This window comes from Mesorhizobium sp. Cs1299R1N1 (assembly GCF_037179655.1).
Classification (GTDB): domain Bacteria; phylum Pseudomonadota; class Alphaproteobacteria; order Rhizobiales; family Rhizobiaceae; genus Mesorhizobium; species Mesorhizobium salmacidum.
Map to the genome: position 1 here is coordinate 176,677 of NZ_JAPYKR010000010.1, position 14,812 is coordinate 191,488.

The 14,812-nt window shown below is 64.6% G+C and carries 17 protein-coding genes; 9 read left to right on the forward strand and 8 right to left on the reverse strand.

The window, feature by feature from the left end; genetic code table 11:
* The first annotated feature begins 15 nt into the window (after positions 1–15).
* On the forward strand, positions 16–297 hold the full coding sequence (locus O7A70_RS22500; RefSeq protein WP_337142406.1) for a hypothetical protein: 282 nt from the start codon (positions 16–18) through the stop codon (positions 295–297).
* Positions 298–376: 79 nt separating this feature from the next.
* On the opposite strand, the gene O7A70_RS22505 is transcribed toward O7A70_RS22500, so the two are convergent.
* Positions 377–1,660 carry an MFS transporter gene (locus O7A70_RS22505; RefSeq protein ID WP_337142407.1) on the reverse strand — a complete coding sequence of 428 codons (1,284 nt, stop codon included), beginning with the start codon at positions 1,658–1,660 and terminating at the stop codon, positions 377–379.
* Between the two features lie 73 nt (positions 1,661–1,733).
* Here O7A70_RS22505 and O7A70_RS22510 point away from each other — a divergent pair, with 73 nt between their 5' ends.
* Together O7A70_RS22510 and O7A70_RS22515 are read left to right on the forward strand one after the other, a co-directional pair.
* Positions 1,734–2,351 carry a TetR/AcrR family transcriptional regulator gene (locus O7A70_RS22510; RefSeq protein WP_337142408.1) on the forward strand — a complete coding sequence of 206 codons (618 nt, stop codon included), beginning with the start codon at positions 1,734–1,736 and terminating at the stop codon, positions 2,349–2,351.
* 44 nt (positions 2,352–2,395) lie between these two features.
* Complete coding sequence (locus O7A70_RS22515; RefSeq protein ID WP_337142409.1) at positions 2,396–2,989, forward strand: hypothetical protein; 594 nt, start codon at positions 2,396–2,398, stop codon at positions 2,987–2,989.
* A 61-nt stretch (positions 2,990–3,050) separates the two neighbouring features.
* On the opposite strand, the gene ppa is transcribed toward O7A70_RS22515, so the two are convergent.
* From ppa to O7A70_RS22545, 6 genes are all read right to left on the reverse strand, one after another.
* Entirely contained in the window at positions 3,051–3,584 is a 534-nt protein-coding gene (ppa, locus tag O7A70_RS22520; protein ID WP_140503932.1) for an inorganic diphosphatase, read from the reverse strand.
* 189 nt (positions 3,585–3,773) lie between these two features.
* Positions 3,774–4,280, reverse strand: a complete 507-nt coding sequence (locus tag O7A70_RS22525) for a GNAT family N-acetyltransferase (RefSeq protein WP_027146749.1) — start codon at positions 4,278–4,280, stop codon at positions 3,774–3,776.
* Positions 4,281–4,423: 143 nt separating this feature from the next.
* Positions 4,424–5,062: a TPM domain-containing protein gene (locus O7A70_RS22530; protein ID WP_337142410.1), complete on the reverse strand. Its 639-nt coding sequence runs from the start codon at positions 5,060–5,062 to the stop codon at positions 4,424–4,426.
* Between the two features lie 9 nt (positions 5,063–5,071).
* A complete protein-coding gene (locus O7A70_RS22535) occupies positions 5,072–5,959 on the reverse strand; it encodes a TPM domain-containing protein (protein WP_337142411.1) in 888 nt (295 codons plus the stop codon).
* Between the two features lie 4 nt (positions 5,960–5,963).
* Positions 5,964–6,767, reverse strand: a complete 804-nt coding sequence (locus O7A70_RS22540; RefSeq protein ID WP_337142497.1) for a TPM domain-containing protein — start codon at positions 6,765–6,767, stop codon at positions 5,964–5,966.
* Between the two features lie 228 nt (positions 6,768–6,995).
* A complete protein-coding gene (locus O7A70_RS22545; protein ID WP_027144535.1) occupies positions 6,996–7,634 on the reverse strand; it encodes a LemA family protein in 639 nt (212 codons plus the stop codon).
* A gap of 164 nt (positions 7,635–7,798) precedes the next feature.
* On the opposite strand from O7A70_RS22545, the gene O7A70_RS22550 reads away from it, so the two are divergent.
* The 6 genes from O7A70_RS22550 (at position 7,799) to O7A70_RS22575 (ending at position 13,105) form a co-directional block, all read left to right on the forward strand.
* Positions 7,799–8,050: a hypothetical protein gene (locus O7A70_RS22550; RefSeq protein WP_337105581.1), complete on the forward strand. Its 252-nt coding sequence runs from the start codon at positions 7,799–7,801 to the stop codon at positions 8,048–8,050.
* Between the two features lie 14 nt (positions 8,051–8,064).
* A complete protein-coding gene (gene pdxY / locus O7A70_RS22555; RefSeq protein WP_337142412.1) occupies positions 8,065–8,949 on the forward strand; it encodes a pyridoxal kinase PdxY in 885 nt (294 codons plus the stop codon).
* Positions 8,946–9,737: a DUF429 domain-containing protein gene (locus O7A70_RS22560; RefSeq protein WP_337142413.1), complete on the forward strand. Its 792-nt coding sequence runs from the start codon at positions 8,946–8,948 to the stop codon at positions 9,735–9,737. The genes pdxY and O7A70_RS22560 overlap by 4 nt, the downstream gene beginning before the upstream one ends.
* Positions 9,738–9,884: 147 nt before the next feature.
* Positions 9,885–10,529, forward strand: coding sequence for a carbonic anhydrase (locus tag O7A70_RS22565; protein WP_337131869.1), 645 nt, complete (start codon positions 9,885–9,887; stop codon positions 10,527–10,529).
* Complete coding sequence (locus O7A70_RS22570; RefSeq protein ID WP_337142414.1) at positions 10,526–10,960, forward strand: nuclear transport factor 2 family protein; 435 nt, start codon at positions 10,526–10,528, stop codon at positions 10,958–10,960. Before O7A70_RS22565 ends, O7A70_RS22570 begins: the two co-directional genes overlap by 4 nt.
* Positions 10,961–11,050: 90 nt before the next feature.
* Positions 11,051–13,105 (forward strand): M3 family metallopeptidase, encoded by a 2,055-nt coding sequence (locus O7A70_RS22575; RefSeq protein ID WP_337142415.1) that lies wholly within the window; start codon positions 11,051–11,053, stop codon positions 13,103–13,105.
* Between the two features lie 116 nt (positions 13,106–13,221).
* Here O7A70_RS22575 and O7A70_RS22580 read toward each other — a convergent pair whose 3' ends face one another.
* The gene (locus O7A70_RS22580; RefSeq protein WP_337142416.1) at positions 13,222–14,781 is read right to left on the reverse strand and encodes a M81 family metallopeptidase; all 1,560 of its coding nucleotides are present in this window, start codon (positions 14,779–14,781) and stop codon (positions 13,222–13,224) included.
* Positions 14,782–14,812: the final 31 nt, after the last annotated feature.

Here is a 14,812-nt window from a genome sequence, read left to right on the forward strand (position 1 = left end):
GGCAGTTCGAACGTCATGACCGATAAACTCAACCGATTTTGGCCGCTGATCGCGTCCGCCGCCTTTGCCGTCCTGCTGGCGGCCAACGTCGCGCAGTCGGCCGCGACGCTGAAGGAAGCGCGGTCCGTCCTGCCTGACAATACGCCTTCCGCGCAGCAGGCCTTTGCCGACGCGCCCGACGGCGTCGATCCGGTGGTCACCGGCCCGGTCAGCGCCGCCTTCAAGCAGAGACAGGCCAGCGCCAACTGCGATGCGGCGGTTTGGCCCAACATTCCAATGGTCTGCTACCCCGACTGAGACGCCTCGCATCTGTTCTTACACGCTGAGGCGTGTTGAGATTCAGGTGAGGCCGGCCTCACCTGAATATCGACGCGCCTCAAGCCGCCTGCGGTTCCGGATCGAAGGCCGGTCGGCTGGTGTTGATCAGGAGCGAAATACAGGCCGCCGCGATTGCCGTCATGCCGGCAATCAGGAACGCCAGTTCGTAATTGCCCTGCAGTTCACGCATGGTGCCGCCGAAGGCGGCGGCGGTCGCGGCACCCACCTGGTGGCCGGCGACGATCCAGCCGAAAACGATCGGCCCGCTGCGGTCGCCGAAGGCTTCGTTGGCCAGCCGCAGCGTCGGCGGCACTGTGGCGATCCAGTCGAGGCCGTAGAGCACGGCGAAGATGATCAGGCTGGTCGCCGAAAACCCGGAATAGGGCAGGTAGATCAGCGACAGGCCACGGATGCCATAGTAGACGCCGAGCAGCTTGCGCGGATCGAAACGGTCGGTGAGCCAGCCTGACAGCGTGGTGCCGATCAGGTCGAAAATGCCCATCATCGACAGCAGGCCGGCGGCCTGCACCTCGCCAATGCCCATGTCGCCGCAGAACGCGATCAGATGCGTGCCAACCAGCCCGTTGGTGGTGAAGCCGCAGACGAAGAAGGTGGCGAACAGGTACCAGAACACCCGCGTGCCGGCGGCGCGGCGCAACGTGTTGAGCGTATGCGCCAGGAAATTGCCTTGTGACGCGGGCGAAGTCGGCGGCACATCATCCGCCTCGGCGCCATAGCGCACCATGCCGATCGAGGCCGGGCGCTCCGGCACCAGCAGCCAGACCAGGGGGATCAACGCCGCGGTGGCGATCGCGACGGCGATGACAACGGGCTGCCAGCCGCCGGCCTGCGCCAGCGAGGCGATCAGCGGCAGGAACACCAGCATGCCGGTGGCGCTGGAGGCCGACATCAGCCCCATCACAAGGCCGCGATTGGTCTTGAACCAGCGGTTGACGATGGTGGCGCCGAGCACGCTGGCGACGGCGCCGGATCCGATGCCGGAAAAAACGCCCCAGGTGATGAACAGATGCCAGGGCTTGGTCATCAGCAGGCTGAGCGTGGTCGAACCTGACATCACCACCAGCGATGCAAGCAGCGTGCGGCGCAGCCCGATGCGCTCCATCAGCGCGGCTGCGAACGGACCGGTCAGCCCATAGAGCAGGATGCCGACGCCCGCGGCCAGCGAAATGACGTCGCGTCGCCAGCCGAAACTGTTTTCCAGCGGCAGCATCATGACGGAAGGCGCCGAGCGCAGACCGGCGGCAATCAGCAGGCAAAGGAAGATGACGCCAACCACGACGAAAGCGTAGCGCTGGCCAAATGGACGGGACTGAGCTATCATGTTACTGACCGGTACGTTGCAAGGTGGAAGTATGTATCGTACCGATCGGTAACATTGTCAATCGAGTCCCATGATGCCAAGCGACAAAAATATTGAACTGACCATCAGAGACGGTCATGCATCCGCGCCACCCAAAGCCGCCAAGAAGATCCTCGACGTGGCCTATGACCTGTTCTACCGGCGAGGTATCAGGGCGATCGGCGTCGACGAAATCGTCAAGCGCGCCGGCGTCACCAAGCCCAGCCTCTATCGCAGCTTTCCCTCCAAGGACGAACTGGCCGCCTCCTACCTCAGGCAATACGACCTTGAATACTGGGAGCGTTTCGATGAAGCCGTTGCCGCCCATCCCGGTGAGCCGCGCGCGCAGATCAAGGCTTTCCTGACCCGGATCGGCAAGCGAACGCAAGTGGCGGACTATCGCGGCTGCGGCATGACCAATGCGGCGGTCGAATATCCCGACCACAGCCATCCGGCCCGCGTCGTCAGTGAGGCCAACAAGCAGGAATTGCGCCGCCGCCTGCGCGCCATGGCGGCTGCGATGGGCGCGCAAGACCCTGACACGCTGGGCGACGGGCTGCTGCTGCTGATCGAAGGCGCCTATATCAGCGGCCAGCTGTTCGGCCTCGGCGGACCGGCGCAGTCGGTTGCCCGCAACGCCGACCTGCTGATCGAAGCGAGCTTGAAGAAATAGCCATTGGCGATACGCTGGGACGACCTCCAACGGAGATCTCCGCGATGCGCAGCTTGTTGATCCCACTCACCTTCGCCGGCCTCTGCCAGGCCGCACAAGCCGGCGAGATATCCAGCGCCTACACCGACCTCGACTGGAAGAAGGACTGCGTGACCTATGCGCAGGCCGAGCAGGGCGACGGCGACTGGGCCGACCTCGCCTGCTCCGGTTATCGCGGCTATTCCGTGCTGATCGGATATGACGACGCCCGCGAATCGCTGTTCTACGGTTTTCCGCCCGGCGGCGACATGACGTCCGCCTGGGAAAGTTTTTCGGCCTTGAATTCGTCCGGAACCAAGGTCGAGTGGCGCATCGAAACCAATGGCGACAAAGCCGTGCCGTTCGCGGTCATCCACCGCCGCTCGATCAGCGATCCCGAGGACGAGACCAAGAAGACCGAGGTGCTGCTCGTCGCCAAGGTCGCCCAGATGGACGCCCGTGACGGCTGTACCGTCGGCCTGGTTCTGGCCACCGGCAACCCCACCGCCAACGACCAGGCACGCAAGATCGCCGACGAGAAGGCGAAGGGCTTCGCCTGTGGCAAGGACAAGCGCGTGGTGGTCGGCAACGTGCCGGCTTTCGGCCGGGTCGATAACTGAGGACGTTCGCCGAAGCGCCGCTTCGCGGCTGCTCCGCCCTGGCATGACGAAGTCGGGTTGCCTACTTGCTCGCCTTCGCCCGGTCGATCGCGTCCATGATCATCTTCTTGGCGTATTTGGAATCGTGCCAGCCCTCGATCTTGACCCATTTTCCGGGTTCGAGATCCTTGTAGTGCTCGAAGAAGTGCTGCACCTGCTGGCGCGTGATGTCGGGCAGCTGTGTGTATTCGGTGACGTTCTCGTAGCGCAGCGTCAGCTTCGGTGACGGCACCGCGATGATCTTCTCGTCCTGGCCGGCATTGTCTTCCATGATCAGCACGCCGATAGGTCGCACGTTGATGACGCAGCCCGGCACCAAAGCGCGCGTGTTGCAGACCAGCACGTCGATCGGGTCGCCATCGCCCGACAGCGTGTGCGGCACGAAGCCGTAATTGCCGGGATAGCGCATCGAGGTGTGCAGGAAGCGGTCGACGAACAGCGTGCCGGCCTCCTTGTCCATCTCGTACTTGATCGGCTCGCCGCCGATCGGCACCTCGATGATGACGTTGACGTCGTCAGGCGGATTCTTTCCAGTGGCTATGGCTTCGATGCGCATGGCTTTTGTCCCTCTCTCGATTGGCAGGAGATAGCGGGCGGCGCAAAATGGTGCAATGCGGCGAATGGTGCTTAGATGCATCCGGAGAGACGCGATGGCGTTCTACGCGTTCAATCATCGGCACAAGATGTTTCAGCGCCGTGATTTTGCGTGAGTCGGGGACTTCGCCTTCCGATTATCCCCCGGCGGTCACTCCCAGACGAAGGCGACCTTCTTGAGCGCCTTCTGCTCGAAAATCTCGACGCCTTCGGCGATGTCGCGGCCGCCGGCCCCGGCATAGAAGGCAAGTGCGTTCTGGTTGTCTTCCAGCGCCCACACCACCATGCCTTTCAGCCCGTGGTCGGCGAGCCGTGCCCTTGCCGCCGAAAACAGCCGCCTGCCAAGCCCGATCCCCTGATATTCCGGGCGCAGGTACAATTCGTAGATCTCGCCCTGCTGCTTGAGTTCCTTGGCGCGGTTCTTGCCGATCGTCGCATAGCCGGCGATCTTGCCGCCGATCTCGACGACCAGCACGGTGGCCGCGCGGCGGATGGCATTCGCCCACCAGTCGGCGCCACGGCGGTTGATCATCGATGTCAGCGTGCGGTGCGGAATGATGCCGGAATAGGCGCCCCGCCAGGCTTCCAGATGCACCTCGGCAATGGCGCCGGCATCGCGCGGGTCTGCCTTCCGAATGTCGATCGTCAGCGTATTCATGATTTGTTAACCATAAACCCGCATTGCCCGATTGCAAGAGTCCGGGCGGCCGATGGTGCGCTTTCGCACAGACGATCATGACGCTGGTGACATCCAGCAAAGCCTGTCAGGAATCCGGCTGAGGAGCGTTTGCGCGCGAGCTTTCAGATCTCGACCAGATGGTCGTCCAGCTCGTTGGTATCGCCTTGCGTGACCGGGAAGTGCTCGGCCAGCACCGACCCCACCTGCTCGATCGCCTTGGCGAAGCCGTCGGCGAGCCGGTCGTCGCCGGCATGCGCGGTGAGATCACGCACCACTCCGTCCCAGACATGCTGGCCGACTTTGGCGTCGATGCCTGCATCGGCGACCACCTCGGCATAGCGTTCGGCGATCGAGACGAAGATCAGCACGCCCGTGCGCGCCGTGGTGCGGTGGACGTTGCGGGCGAGGAACTGCTTGACCGCATTGGCATGCGCGGCCTGATAGCGCAGCCGACGCGGCACCATATGGATGCGCAGACCGGGCAGCGTCCACAGCAGGGCAAGCACGCAGGCCAGCGCCAGCAACTCAGCGATGACGAAATGCGGCAGGCGGATGGTGAGCCACCAGGCCTCCAGCCCATAGGCGACCACGAGGCTGACGACCAGCATGCCGAGCGTCGCCATCAAGGCCGCAGGGGCGAAATAGCCATCGCTGGCATGCGCCACGACGCAATAGATTTCGCCGTCGGTCCTGGATTCCGCCGACCGGATCGCAGCGGCGATCCGCTCATGATCCTGTGGGCTGATTGGTCGTGTTGCCATGATCTTGTCTCACCAGCTTCCTGAAGAACCGCCCCCGCCGGACGAGCCGCCGCCACCCGAAAACCCGCCGCCGCTGCTTGACCCCGAGGACCACCCGCCGCCGGAACTGCCCGAGGACCAGCCGCCGCCCGACCCCGTCGTCCAGCCGCTGCCGCGCGTGGATCCGCCCGCTCCCTGGCCATAACGAAACGTCATGCCCAGCCATCTATACACGCCCGGCGACAGCTTCGTGCCGAACATCGGCGGCAGGAACGCCATTGCCAGGCCGCCGAAGAACATCGTCGCCCACAGGATCAGGAACATGGCGGCGATCGGGTCGATGGGAGTGCTGCTGTCGGCGGGATTGCGCTTGCCGCGCGCCTCCAGCTCCTCGGGATTGCCTTCCAGCACCATGACCATGTCGGCGACGGCCTTCGAGATGCCGCCGGAGAAATCGCCGGCGCGGAAGGCCGGCACCATGTCGTTCTCGATGATCAGCTTGGTGTGCAGGTCGGTCAGCGTGCCTTCCAGCCCATAGCCGACCTCGATGCGCATCCTGCGGTCGTTTGGCGCGACCAGAAGCAGGACGCCGTTGTTCTCCTTGGCCTGGCCGAGCTTCCAGAAGCGGAACAGCCGGTTGGCGTAGGGTTCGATCTCCTCGCCGCCGAGGCTGGGGATAGTGGCGACGACGATCTGGTCCGAGCCCTTGGTTTCGAAGTCCGCCAGCTTCTGCGTCAGCGCCGCCTTGGTCGCGGCGTCGATGATGCCGGCATTGTCGACCACGCGGCCGGTCAGAACAGGCAGTTCGGCGGCGAAACCCGCGAAGCTGGACAGCAGTAGCGCCAAAACCATCAGGACAGCATGGATTGCCGGGATAAGGCGGCCGGACCTCAACAGGCTGATGCTGCGCGTCGTCATGCCCTTACCAGCCTCCCGAGGAGCCGCCGCCGCCGGACGAACCGCCGCCGCCCGAAAAACCGCCACCCCCGCCACCCGAAGACCAGCCGCCGCCGGAACTGCCCGAGGACCAGCCGCCCCCGGATGAGGACCGCCGGTGCGGCTCGAAGGTCATGCCGAGCCAGCGATAGCGTCCGGGTCCAAGCTTCTGGCCGAAGATCGGCGGCAGGAACGCCATTGCCAGGCCGCCGAAGAACATCGTCGCCCACAGGATCAGGAACATGGCGGCGATCGGGTCGATGGGAGTGCTGCTGTCGGCGGGATTGCGCTTGCCGCGCGCCTCCAGCTCCTCGGGATTGCCTTCCAGCACCATGACCATGTCGGCGACGGCCTTCGAGATGCCGCCGGAGAAATCGCCGGCGCGGAAGGCCGGCACCATGTCGTTCTCGATGATCAGCTTGGTGTGCAGGTCGGTCAGCGTGCCTTCCAGCCCATAGCCGACCTCGATGCGCATCCTGCGGTCGTTGGGCGCGACCAGAAGCAGGACGCCGTTGTTCTCCTTGGCCTGCCCCAGTTTCCAGAAGCGGAACAGCCGGTTGGCATAGGGTTCGATCTCCTCGCCGCCGAGGCTGGGGATGGTGGCGACGACGATCTGGTCCGAGCCCTTGGTTTCGAAGTCCGCCAGCTTCTGCGTCAGCGCCGCCTTGGTCGCGGCATCGATGATGCCGGCATTGTCGACCACGCGGCCCGTGAGCGCCGGCAGATCGGCAGCGAAGGCGGTTAGGGGCAAGAGGAGGAAAAGATAGAATAACGCACCAAGAACAGCCAGGTTGGCGTTCTGTCGCGCCCCCCTCTGTCCTGCCGGACATCTCCCCCTCCTCAAGGGGAGAGATTGGATGTCATACAGGGTTTCGCCAATCGCCAGGGATTGAGAGCGGAAGCCGGCCGCAAAGCTGCCAATCCCCTTTGAGGGAGAGGTGTCCGGCAGGGCAGAGGGGGGTGTTTGCACGCCAGCGATCCGTCTTTTCACGGAATTTATTCCGATGACAGTCGCCGTTCACCCACCCTGTTTCGTGCCGAAATCGACTTTCGGCGGCTGCATCTTGTCTTCCTCTACGGTGAAGTTGGCGAAGGGCTCGCTGCCGCGGAACCAGAAGGTCGCCCACAGCACCGACGGGAACGTCTTCAGCGTCAGATTGTAGTCCCTGACGGCCTGGATGTAGTCGCGACGCGCCACCGCGATGCGGTTCTCCGTGCCTTCGAGCTGCGCCTGCAGCGCCAGGAAATTCTGGTTGGCCTTGAGGTCGGGATAGGCCTCCGACACCGCGATCAGCCGCGACAGCGCGCTGGTCAGCCCTGCCTGGGCATCCTGGAACTTCTTGAGCGCTTCCGGATCCTTCAGCGTTTCCGGCGTCACCGTGATCTGCGTCGCCTTGGCCCGCGCCTGGACAACGGCGTCGAGCGTGTCCTTTTCATGCGAGGCATAGCCTTTGACCGTCTCGACCAGATTGGGGATGAGGTCGGCGCGGCGCTGGTACTGGTTCAACACCTCGCTCCATGCCGCCCTGGCGTTTTCTTCCGCCGTCGGGATCGTGTTGTAGCCGCAGCCGGCAAGCAGCGGCAGCACGATTGCCATCATCAGGAAGGCGGGCAGCGTGCGGAATGTCGATGGTCGAGCAAGGCGCTGGGCAAGCATGATGGGGGTCCCTCGATAGAAGTTGCATCCGAAGCATTACCACAATCGGCGCGCAAGAAAACGGCCACGACCTCTGCATCAGGCCCGGCATGGATCGCCCCCGCGCAAGGCCCTGTGATTGGCCGCGCGAACGCGATAAGGTTCCACCAAAACGGGACATCATCATGCCGGAAGGCCAGGACAGCGACAGGGAATCGCGCCGTATCCTCCAGCGCGTCGCGCAGGAGACCGATCCGGCCGGCAACTCTTTCGTGGCACGGACGACAAAAGGCATGCGCGACCACGTCTCCGCGGCCGATGCCGACCGCTCTGACCCGATCGAAGTCTGGGGTACGCGCGTTGGCAGGATACTCGGCCTGCTTCTGGCGCTGGGCTTGATGGTCTGGCTCGTGCTTTTCCTCACCCGGGGCAGCTAGGAATCAAAAAAACAATGAGCGCCAAAAAAACCGACGCGCCGCGCGCGGTCATCGTCATTTCCAGCCATGTCGCGCGTGGCTCGGTCGGCAACCGTGCCGCCGTCTTCGCGCTGGAGACGCTGGGCTTTCCGGTCTGGGCGGTGCCGACAATCATCCTGCCCTGGCATCCCGGCCATGGCCGCGCGACCCGCATCGTGCCGCCGCTCGACCAGTTCAAGGCGCTGATGGCCGATCTGGAGCGCGCGCCGTGGCTCGGTGAAGTCGGTGCCGTGCTGTCGGGCTATCTGGGCGAAGCCGGCCAGGCAGAGGCGGTCGCCTCTCTGGTCGCCGCGGTCAAGGCGAGGACGCCCGACGCCGTCTATATCTGCGATCCGGTGATGGGTGATTCCGGTGGCCTCTATGTGCCCGAGCCCACCGCCGCCGTCATGCGCGACCGGCTGATGCCGATCGCCGACATCGCCACTCCCAACCGCTATGAGCTGGAATGGATGGCCGGCGCGCCGCTGCCCGACTTGAAATCGGTGATCTCGGCGGCACTCCATGCGGGACCGTCGACCATGCTGGTCACCTCGGCACCGTCGATGATTTCAGGCGGCACCGGCAATCTGCTGCTCGACGGCACCCAGGCGCTGCTCGCCGAACACCGTCTGATCGACAAGCCGCCGAACGGCCTTGGCGACCTGACCGCGGCGGTCTACCTGGCGCGCATCCTGTCCGGCCAGCCGGCGATCAAGGCGCTGCAGTCGACCACGGCGGCGGTCTACGAGATCCTGGCGCGCACGGCAAAACGCGGCGGCGACGAGCTGCAGCTGGAGACCGATGCGCAGAGCCTGTCGCACCCGATGGCCATGGTCCAGCTGCGCCACCTCACGCATCCGGGGCGGGACCGCCGGGCGTGACCCCGGCCAAAGTCGTGCTCGTCGGCGCCGATGGCTGCAAGGCCGGCTGGATCGCCGTGCTGCGCGAACCCGGTTCGACACCTCGTAACCCCTACGCCGCGCCTTCGGTCGATGTCTTCCCCACCTTCGCCGCCCTGCTGGCGGCAATCCCCGACGACGCGATCGTCGCCGTCGACATGCCGATCGGCCTGCCCGAATTTTCCAGCAAAGGTGGGCGCGGGCCGGAAGCGCTGGTGCGGCCGCTGCTCGGTGCGCGCCAGTCCAGCGTCTTTTCGATCCCGTCGCGAGCCGCGCTCTATGCCGACACCAGCGGCTTCACCACGACCGAAGCCTGGTACGCGGCACATATCAGGGCAAGCGAGGTGGCCAGGATCACATCGGACCCTCCGCGCGGCGTTTCCATCCAGGCCTTCGGCATCTTCTCGAAAATCCGCGAGATCGACGAGCTGCTGATCGCGCGGCCCGAGCTGCGCGGCCGTGTCTTCGAATCGCACCCGGAAGTCGCCTTCTGCCGCCTGAACGGCGATCGGGCCATGCTGTTGCCGAAGAAGATCAAGGGCAGCGTCAATCCAGCCGGCATGGCGGAACGCAAGGCGCTGCTTTGCCGGCACGGCTATGACATGGATTTCCTCGAGCAGCCGCCGCCAAATGGTGCGGCCGCCGACGATTTCCTCGATGCGGCGGCCATGATGCTGATCGCCGGCCGCATCGCCAGTGGCGAAGCAAAGCCGTTTCCCAACCCGCCGCTCGCTGACGGTTTTGGCATACCGGTCGCCATCTGGGCGTGACCAAGTCGGCGGGCGTTCCCGCTTTGGCGCATGGCATTTATGGCCAGCCCCCGCAATTCTGCATTGCTCGCTGCGGGCTTTTACCGTTAGAGCCTTTCCTCGACCGCAACGAGCTTCCGCCTCCAACCGGAAAGGCCTTAGCCGCCCATGCCGCATCTTCCCGACCACCTCCTCGCCGGCTACCGCAATTTCATGAACGGCCGCTACCCCACCGAGAGCGGCCGCTATCGCGAGCTCGCCCGCGAAGGCCAGGCGCCCGAGACAATGATCGTCGCCTGTTGCGATTCGCGCTCCGCCCCCGAGGCGATCTTCGACGCCGGCCCCGGCGAACTCTTCGTGCTGCGCAATGTCGGCAACCTGGTGCCGCCTTACGAGCCGGACGGCGAGTTTCATTCGACCTCGGCGGCGCTCGAATTCGCCGTGCAGAGCCTCAAGGTCAAGAACATCGTCGTCATGGGCCACGGCCGCTGCGGCGGCATCCGCGCCGCGCTCGACCCCAATTCCGCGCCGCTGTCTCCTGGCGACTTCATCGGCAAATGGATGAGCCTGATCGCGCCGGCGGCCGAGACGGTATCGGCCAGCACCTTCATGACGGCGACGGAGCGCCAGACGGCACTCGAGCGCATCTCGGTCCGCTATTCCATCGCCAATCTCAGGACCTTTCCCTGCGTCTCGATCCTCGAGGGCAAGGGGCGGCTGTCGCTGCACGGAGCATGGTTCGACATTTCGACCGGCGAGCTCTGGGTGATGAACAAGGAGACCGGCGATTTCGAGCGGCCGGTGCTTGAATGAACGGGGCCGCGCGCCGGCTGACGGACGGCCGGCCGGTCGTTTTTACGGCGGCCGTGTTGCTGTTGGCGATCATGGCCGCGCGCGCCGATGACCGCGCCATCATCAGCCGCTGGTATTCGGCGCTGCTGGTCGCCGATCGCACCGAACTGGCGGACCTGCTCGCCGACGACGTCCGCATCAAGCTCGACGACCTCGGCGTCGTCCAGAGCAAACAGGAATTCATCGCTTCGCTCGACGAATGGAAAGGTGCGGTTGCCGGTGCTGCTATCCGCCACCGCATCGAGAAGAGCGAAGGCGGGGTCACCACCGTGATCGCCTGCTACGATTTCCCCAACAATGACATGCTGATGCAGGAAACCTTCGCGGTGAGCGACAACCGCATCACCGCCAGCTCGCAAGCCGCGATCGCCGAAACCTGCGAGGGCTACTGAGACGGAGCGGCCAACTGGTATATTGCGGGCCTGCGGGCCGCGTCCTACATCGGTGATACCCTCCTTCCTGACGCCAGCGAAAGACCCTCCATGTCCTCCACGAAAGTCGTCGATCTTGCCGCCCATCCGTTGACCGCGTGGCGAGGCCCGCTCGGTCTGCCCGATTTTGCCCATATTGGCGACGGTGATTTTTCCCCCGTCTTCGACGCCGCGCTGAAGGCGCATGAGGCGGAGATAGACGCGATCGCCACCAACAAGGAAGTACCGACCATCGAGAACACGCTTGCCGCGCTGGAACTTGGCGGCGAGGCGCTCGATCATGTCTCGTCGATCTTCTGGTGCCGCGCCGGCGCTTATACCAACGAGACGATCCAGGCGCTGGAGCGCGACATTTCGCCGAAGATGTCGAGGCACTTCTCAGCGATCTCTATGAACGAGAAGCTGTTTGCCCGCATCGACGACCTCTACCAGCGCCGCGAAGCTCTTAAGCTCGATCCCGAGACGCTGCGCGTCCTGGAGAAGACCTGGAAAGGCTTCGTGCGTTCCGGCGCCAAACTCGACGCCGACGGCAAGATACGATTGGCCAAGATCAACGAGGAGCTGTCGTCGCTCGGCACGACTTTCGGTCAGAACGTGCTGGCCGACGAGCGCGACTGGGCGCTGTTCCTCGACGAGGCCGACCTCGCCGGCCTGCCGGATTTCGTGAAAAGTTCGATGGCCGAGGCCGCCGAGATGCGCGGCCAGAAGGGCCGCTACGCCGTCACCCTGTCGCGCTCGATCTACGAGCCGTTCACGACCTTCTCGGAACGCCGCGACCTGCGCGAAATCGCCTATCGCGCCTTCACCATGCGCGGCCAGAATGGCGGCGCGTCCGACAACACGACCGTGGTGCGCGACATGCTGAAGCTGCGCGCCGAAAAGGCGAAGCTGCTCGGCTACGCCTCCTTCGCCGCGCTCAAGCTCGACGACACCATGGCCAAGACGCCGATGGCGGTGCATGCGCTGCTCGATCCGGTCTGGGAAAAGGCGCTGGAAAAAGCCGCCGCCGACCAGAAGGAGCTGGAGCGGCTGGCGGCCGAGGCCGGCAGCAACGAAAAATTCGCTGCCTGGGACTGGCGTTTCTACCAGGAGAAGCTGCGCGCGGAAAAGTTCGCTTTCGACGAGGCGGAGCTGAAACCCTATCTGCAGCTCGACCGCGTCATCGATGCCTGTTTCGACGTGGCGACACGGCTGTTCGGCATCACCTTCCAGGAGAAGAAAGGCATCGCCGCCTGGCATCCGGACGCGCGCGTCTTCGTAGTGAAGAACGCCGACGGCAGCGAGCGCGGCCTGTTCCTGGCCGACTATTTCGCGCGGCCCTCGAAGCGTTCCGGCGCCTGGATGAGCGCGCTGAAGTCCGGCTACAAGCTCGGGCATGGCTCGCAGCCGGTGATCTACAACATCATGAACTTCGCCAAGCCGCCGGCGGGCGAACCGGCCCTGCTGTCGGTCGACGAAGCGAAGACCTTGTTCCACGAGTTTGGCCATGCGCTGCATGGCATGCTGACCGACGTTACCTGGCCGTCGGTGTCCGGCACCTCGGTCAGCCGCGACTTCGTTGAATTGCCCTCGCAGCTCTACGAGCACTGGCTGACGGTGCCGGCGGTGCTGGAAAAGCACGCGCTGCATGTCAAGACCGGCAAGCCGATGCCGCAGGCGCTGCTCGACAAGATGCTGGCCACGCGCACTTTCGGCGCCGGCTTCGCCACCGTCGAGTTCACCGCTTCTGCCTTGATCGACATGGCCTACCATGCACGGCCCGATGCGCCGGAGGAGCCGCTTCGTTTCGAGGCCGAAACATTGGAAAGGCTCGACATGCCCGACATTATCGCCATGCGCCATCGCACCCCGCATTTCGGCCATGTCTTTGCGGGCGAGGGCTATTCGGCCGGCTATTATTCCTACATGTGGTCCGAGGTGCTCGACGCCGATGCCTTCGCCGCCTTCGAGGAAACAGGCGATCCCTTCAACCCGGCGCTGGCCGAGCGGCTGAGGAAGAACATCTATGCAGCCGGCGGCTCGAAGGACCCCGAAGAGCTTTACACGACGTTTCGCGGCAAGATGCCTTCGCCGGAAGCAATGATGGTCAAGCGCGGATTGGTGTGATTAGCCGATCTCCCCCCTCGTGGGGGAGATGGCCGGCAGGCCAGAGGGGGGCGCTGTCCCGCCAGCCTGTCGCTGTTTGCAATTTCGACCTTCGCAGGTTTCTTGTTGTCCCAAGACTATCGGTGCCGCGATCCTTCGCGCCCCCCTCTGCCCTGCCGGGCATCTCCCCCACGAGGGGGGAGATTGGCAGCGTCGCCCGCGGCACCCGCCCAAGGGTCAGCCACCCTTGGCCACACTGGCCGGGTCAGCTTCGTGTAATTCGTCGCCGCCGGATTGCTGGGATACGAACTCGGCGCCGCGACATAGATGATCTCGGCGGCGATCGGCTCGAAGCCGGCGTAGAAATGATTCGTTGATTTGATCAGCAGTATGTCCTTCGTCAGCGGATCGACGCCGATGTTGGAAAAGACATCCGGCTCGAAGGTCTGCGTGCGATTGGTGTTCAGGATCACATCGATCTCGGTGCCCTCGATGCGCACCACCGCTGACGGTCCCAATGTCACGCGGCTCGGCCCGAAACTCTGCCAGCCTTCGCTGACAGCCTTTAATACAGTGACGTGCGCGTCGATCGGCTCGCCCGCCTGCGGCCCGGCCTTGCCGCCGAAGCGCAGGTCGATGACCGCGCCCTCGCCCGCTGCCTGGCAGAAAGTCACCGCGATCGGATCCCAGATCGTCGCCACGCCGACGCTTGTGATGCCCCGCGCCAGCAGTTCGCGCAGCACGATGGTGCCGTCGCCGGGAACGCCGCCACCGGGATTATCCCAGATGTCGGCGATGACCACGGGCTTGCCGGGATTTTCGGCGCGAACGGCCAGCGCCCGATCGATGCCGTCGGCCGCACTCAGCATCGTCATCGCCGTCGTTTCGCGCATGGCATAGAGCTCGCGTCCTAGCCGCTCGGCCAGCGCATCGCCTTTGGCCTTGTCATCGCTGGTGACGACAAGGATGCGCGTGCCCATTTCGGGCACGTCCGCGGCCATGAAGCCATGGATGACCGAGACCGACAGCACGCCGTCCTTGCCGTGCAGCGCCTTGATGCGGTCGACGAAGGAGCGCATCGGTTCGCGGCTGGTCGGCAGCACCTGGATCATGCGGCAGTCGAAGGTCGAGATGACGGGTTTGATCTCGCCGCGCGCCGCGGCAAGTCCAAGTTCGACGACGTGCTCGCCGCGCTCGTAGAAATCGGTGTGCGGGAATTCGAGGAAGTAGGCCATGATGTCGGACGCCGCCACGCGCTTCGGCGTCAGATGGCTGTGCGGATCGAACTCGCAGGCGATCACCACGCCAGGCCCGACGATGCCGCGCACGCGCTCCAGCAGATCGCCCTCGCAATCATCATAACCCTGCGCCACCATGGCGCCATGCAGGCCCAAAATGACGGCATCGACCGGGAGTGCCGCCTTGAGCTGGCCGAGTATCTCGTCGCGCAGCGCTTCATAAGTCTGCCGCTGCACCAGGCCGCCCGGCTCGGCCCAGGTCGCGGTGCCCTCGATCACGGTCAGACCTTCCGCGGCCGCGCGACGGCGCAGCGCCACGATCGGCGAGGAACACAGGGTCGGGGTTTCCGGATGCTTGCCCGGCCCGGCATAGAACGCCATTTCGAACGAGGCCCGGTCGGTCGGCACCGGCGAGAAAGTGTTTGTTTCCGTCGCCAGCGAGGCGGTGAAGACGCGCATGAAAGCTCCGTAGACTTCTTGTTTTTCGCAA

Coding starts and splice junctions, on each gene's coding strand:
- O7A70_RS22505 (WP_337142407.1), bottom strand. CDS start 1,660: ATGATAGCTCAGTCCCGTCCATTTGGCCAGCGCTACGCTTTCGTCGTG.
- O7A70_RS22575 (WP_337142415.1), top strand. CDS start 11,051: ATGTCCTCCACGAAAGTCGTCGATCTTGCCGCCCATCCGTTGACCGCG.
- O7A70_RS22515 (WP_337142409.1), top strand. CDS start 2,396: ATGCGCAGCTTGTTGATCCCACTCACCTTCGCCGGCCTCTGCCAGGCC.
- O7A70_RS22530 (WP_337142410.1), bottom strand. CDS start 5,062: ATGGCAACACGACCAATCAGCCCACAGGATCATGAGCGGATCGCCGCT.
- O7A70_RS22570 (WP_337142414.1), top strand. CDS start 10,526: ATGAACGGGGCCGCGCGCCGGCTGACGGACGGCCGGCCGGTCGTTTTT.
- ppa (WP_140503932.1), bottom strand. CDS start 3,584: ATGCGCATCGAAGCCATAGCCACTGGAAAGAATCCGCCTGACGACGTC.
- O7A70_RS22500 (WP_337142406.1), top strand. CDS start 16: ATGACCGATAAACTCAACCGATTTTGGCCGCTGATCGCGTCCGCCGCC.
- O7A70_RS22525 (WP_027146749.1), bottom strand. CDS start 4,280: ATGAATACGCTGACGATCGACATTCGGAAGGCAGACCCGCGCGATGCC.
- O7A70_RS22565 (WP_337131869.1), top strand. CDS start 9,885: ATGCCGCATCTTCCCGACCACCTCCTCGCCGGCTACCGCAATTTCATG.
- O7A70_RS22535 (WP_337142411.1), bottom strand. CDS start 5,959: ATGACGACGCGCAGCATCAGCCTGTTGAGGTCCGGCCGCCTTATCCCG.
- pdxY (WP_337142412.1), top strand. CDS start 8,065: ATGAGCGCCAAAAAAACCGACGCGCCGCGCGCGGTCATCGTCATTTCC.
- O7A70_RS22550 (WP_337105581.1), top strand. CDS start 7,799: ATGCCGGAAGGCCAGGACAGCGACAGGGAATCGCGCCGTATCCTCCAG.
- O7A70_RS22545 (WP_027144535.1), bottom strand. CDS start 7,634: ATGCTTGCCCAGCGCCTTGCTCGACCATCGACATTCCGCACGCTGCCC.
- O7A70_RS22510 (WP_337142408.1), top strand. CDS start 1,734: ATGCCAAGCGACAAAAATATTGAACTGACCATCAGAGACGGTCATGCA.
- O7A70_RS22580 (WP_337142416.1), bottom strand. CDS start 14,781: ATGCGCGTCTTCACCGCCTCGCTGGCGACGGAAACAAACACTTTCTCG.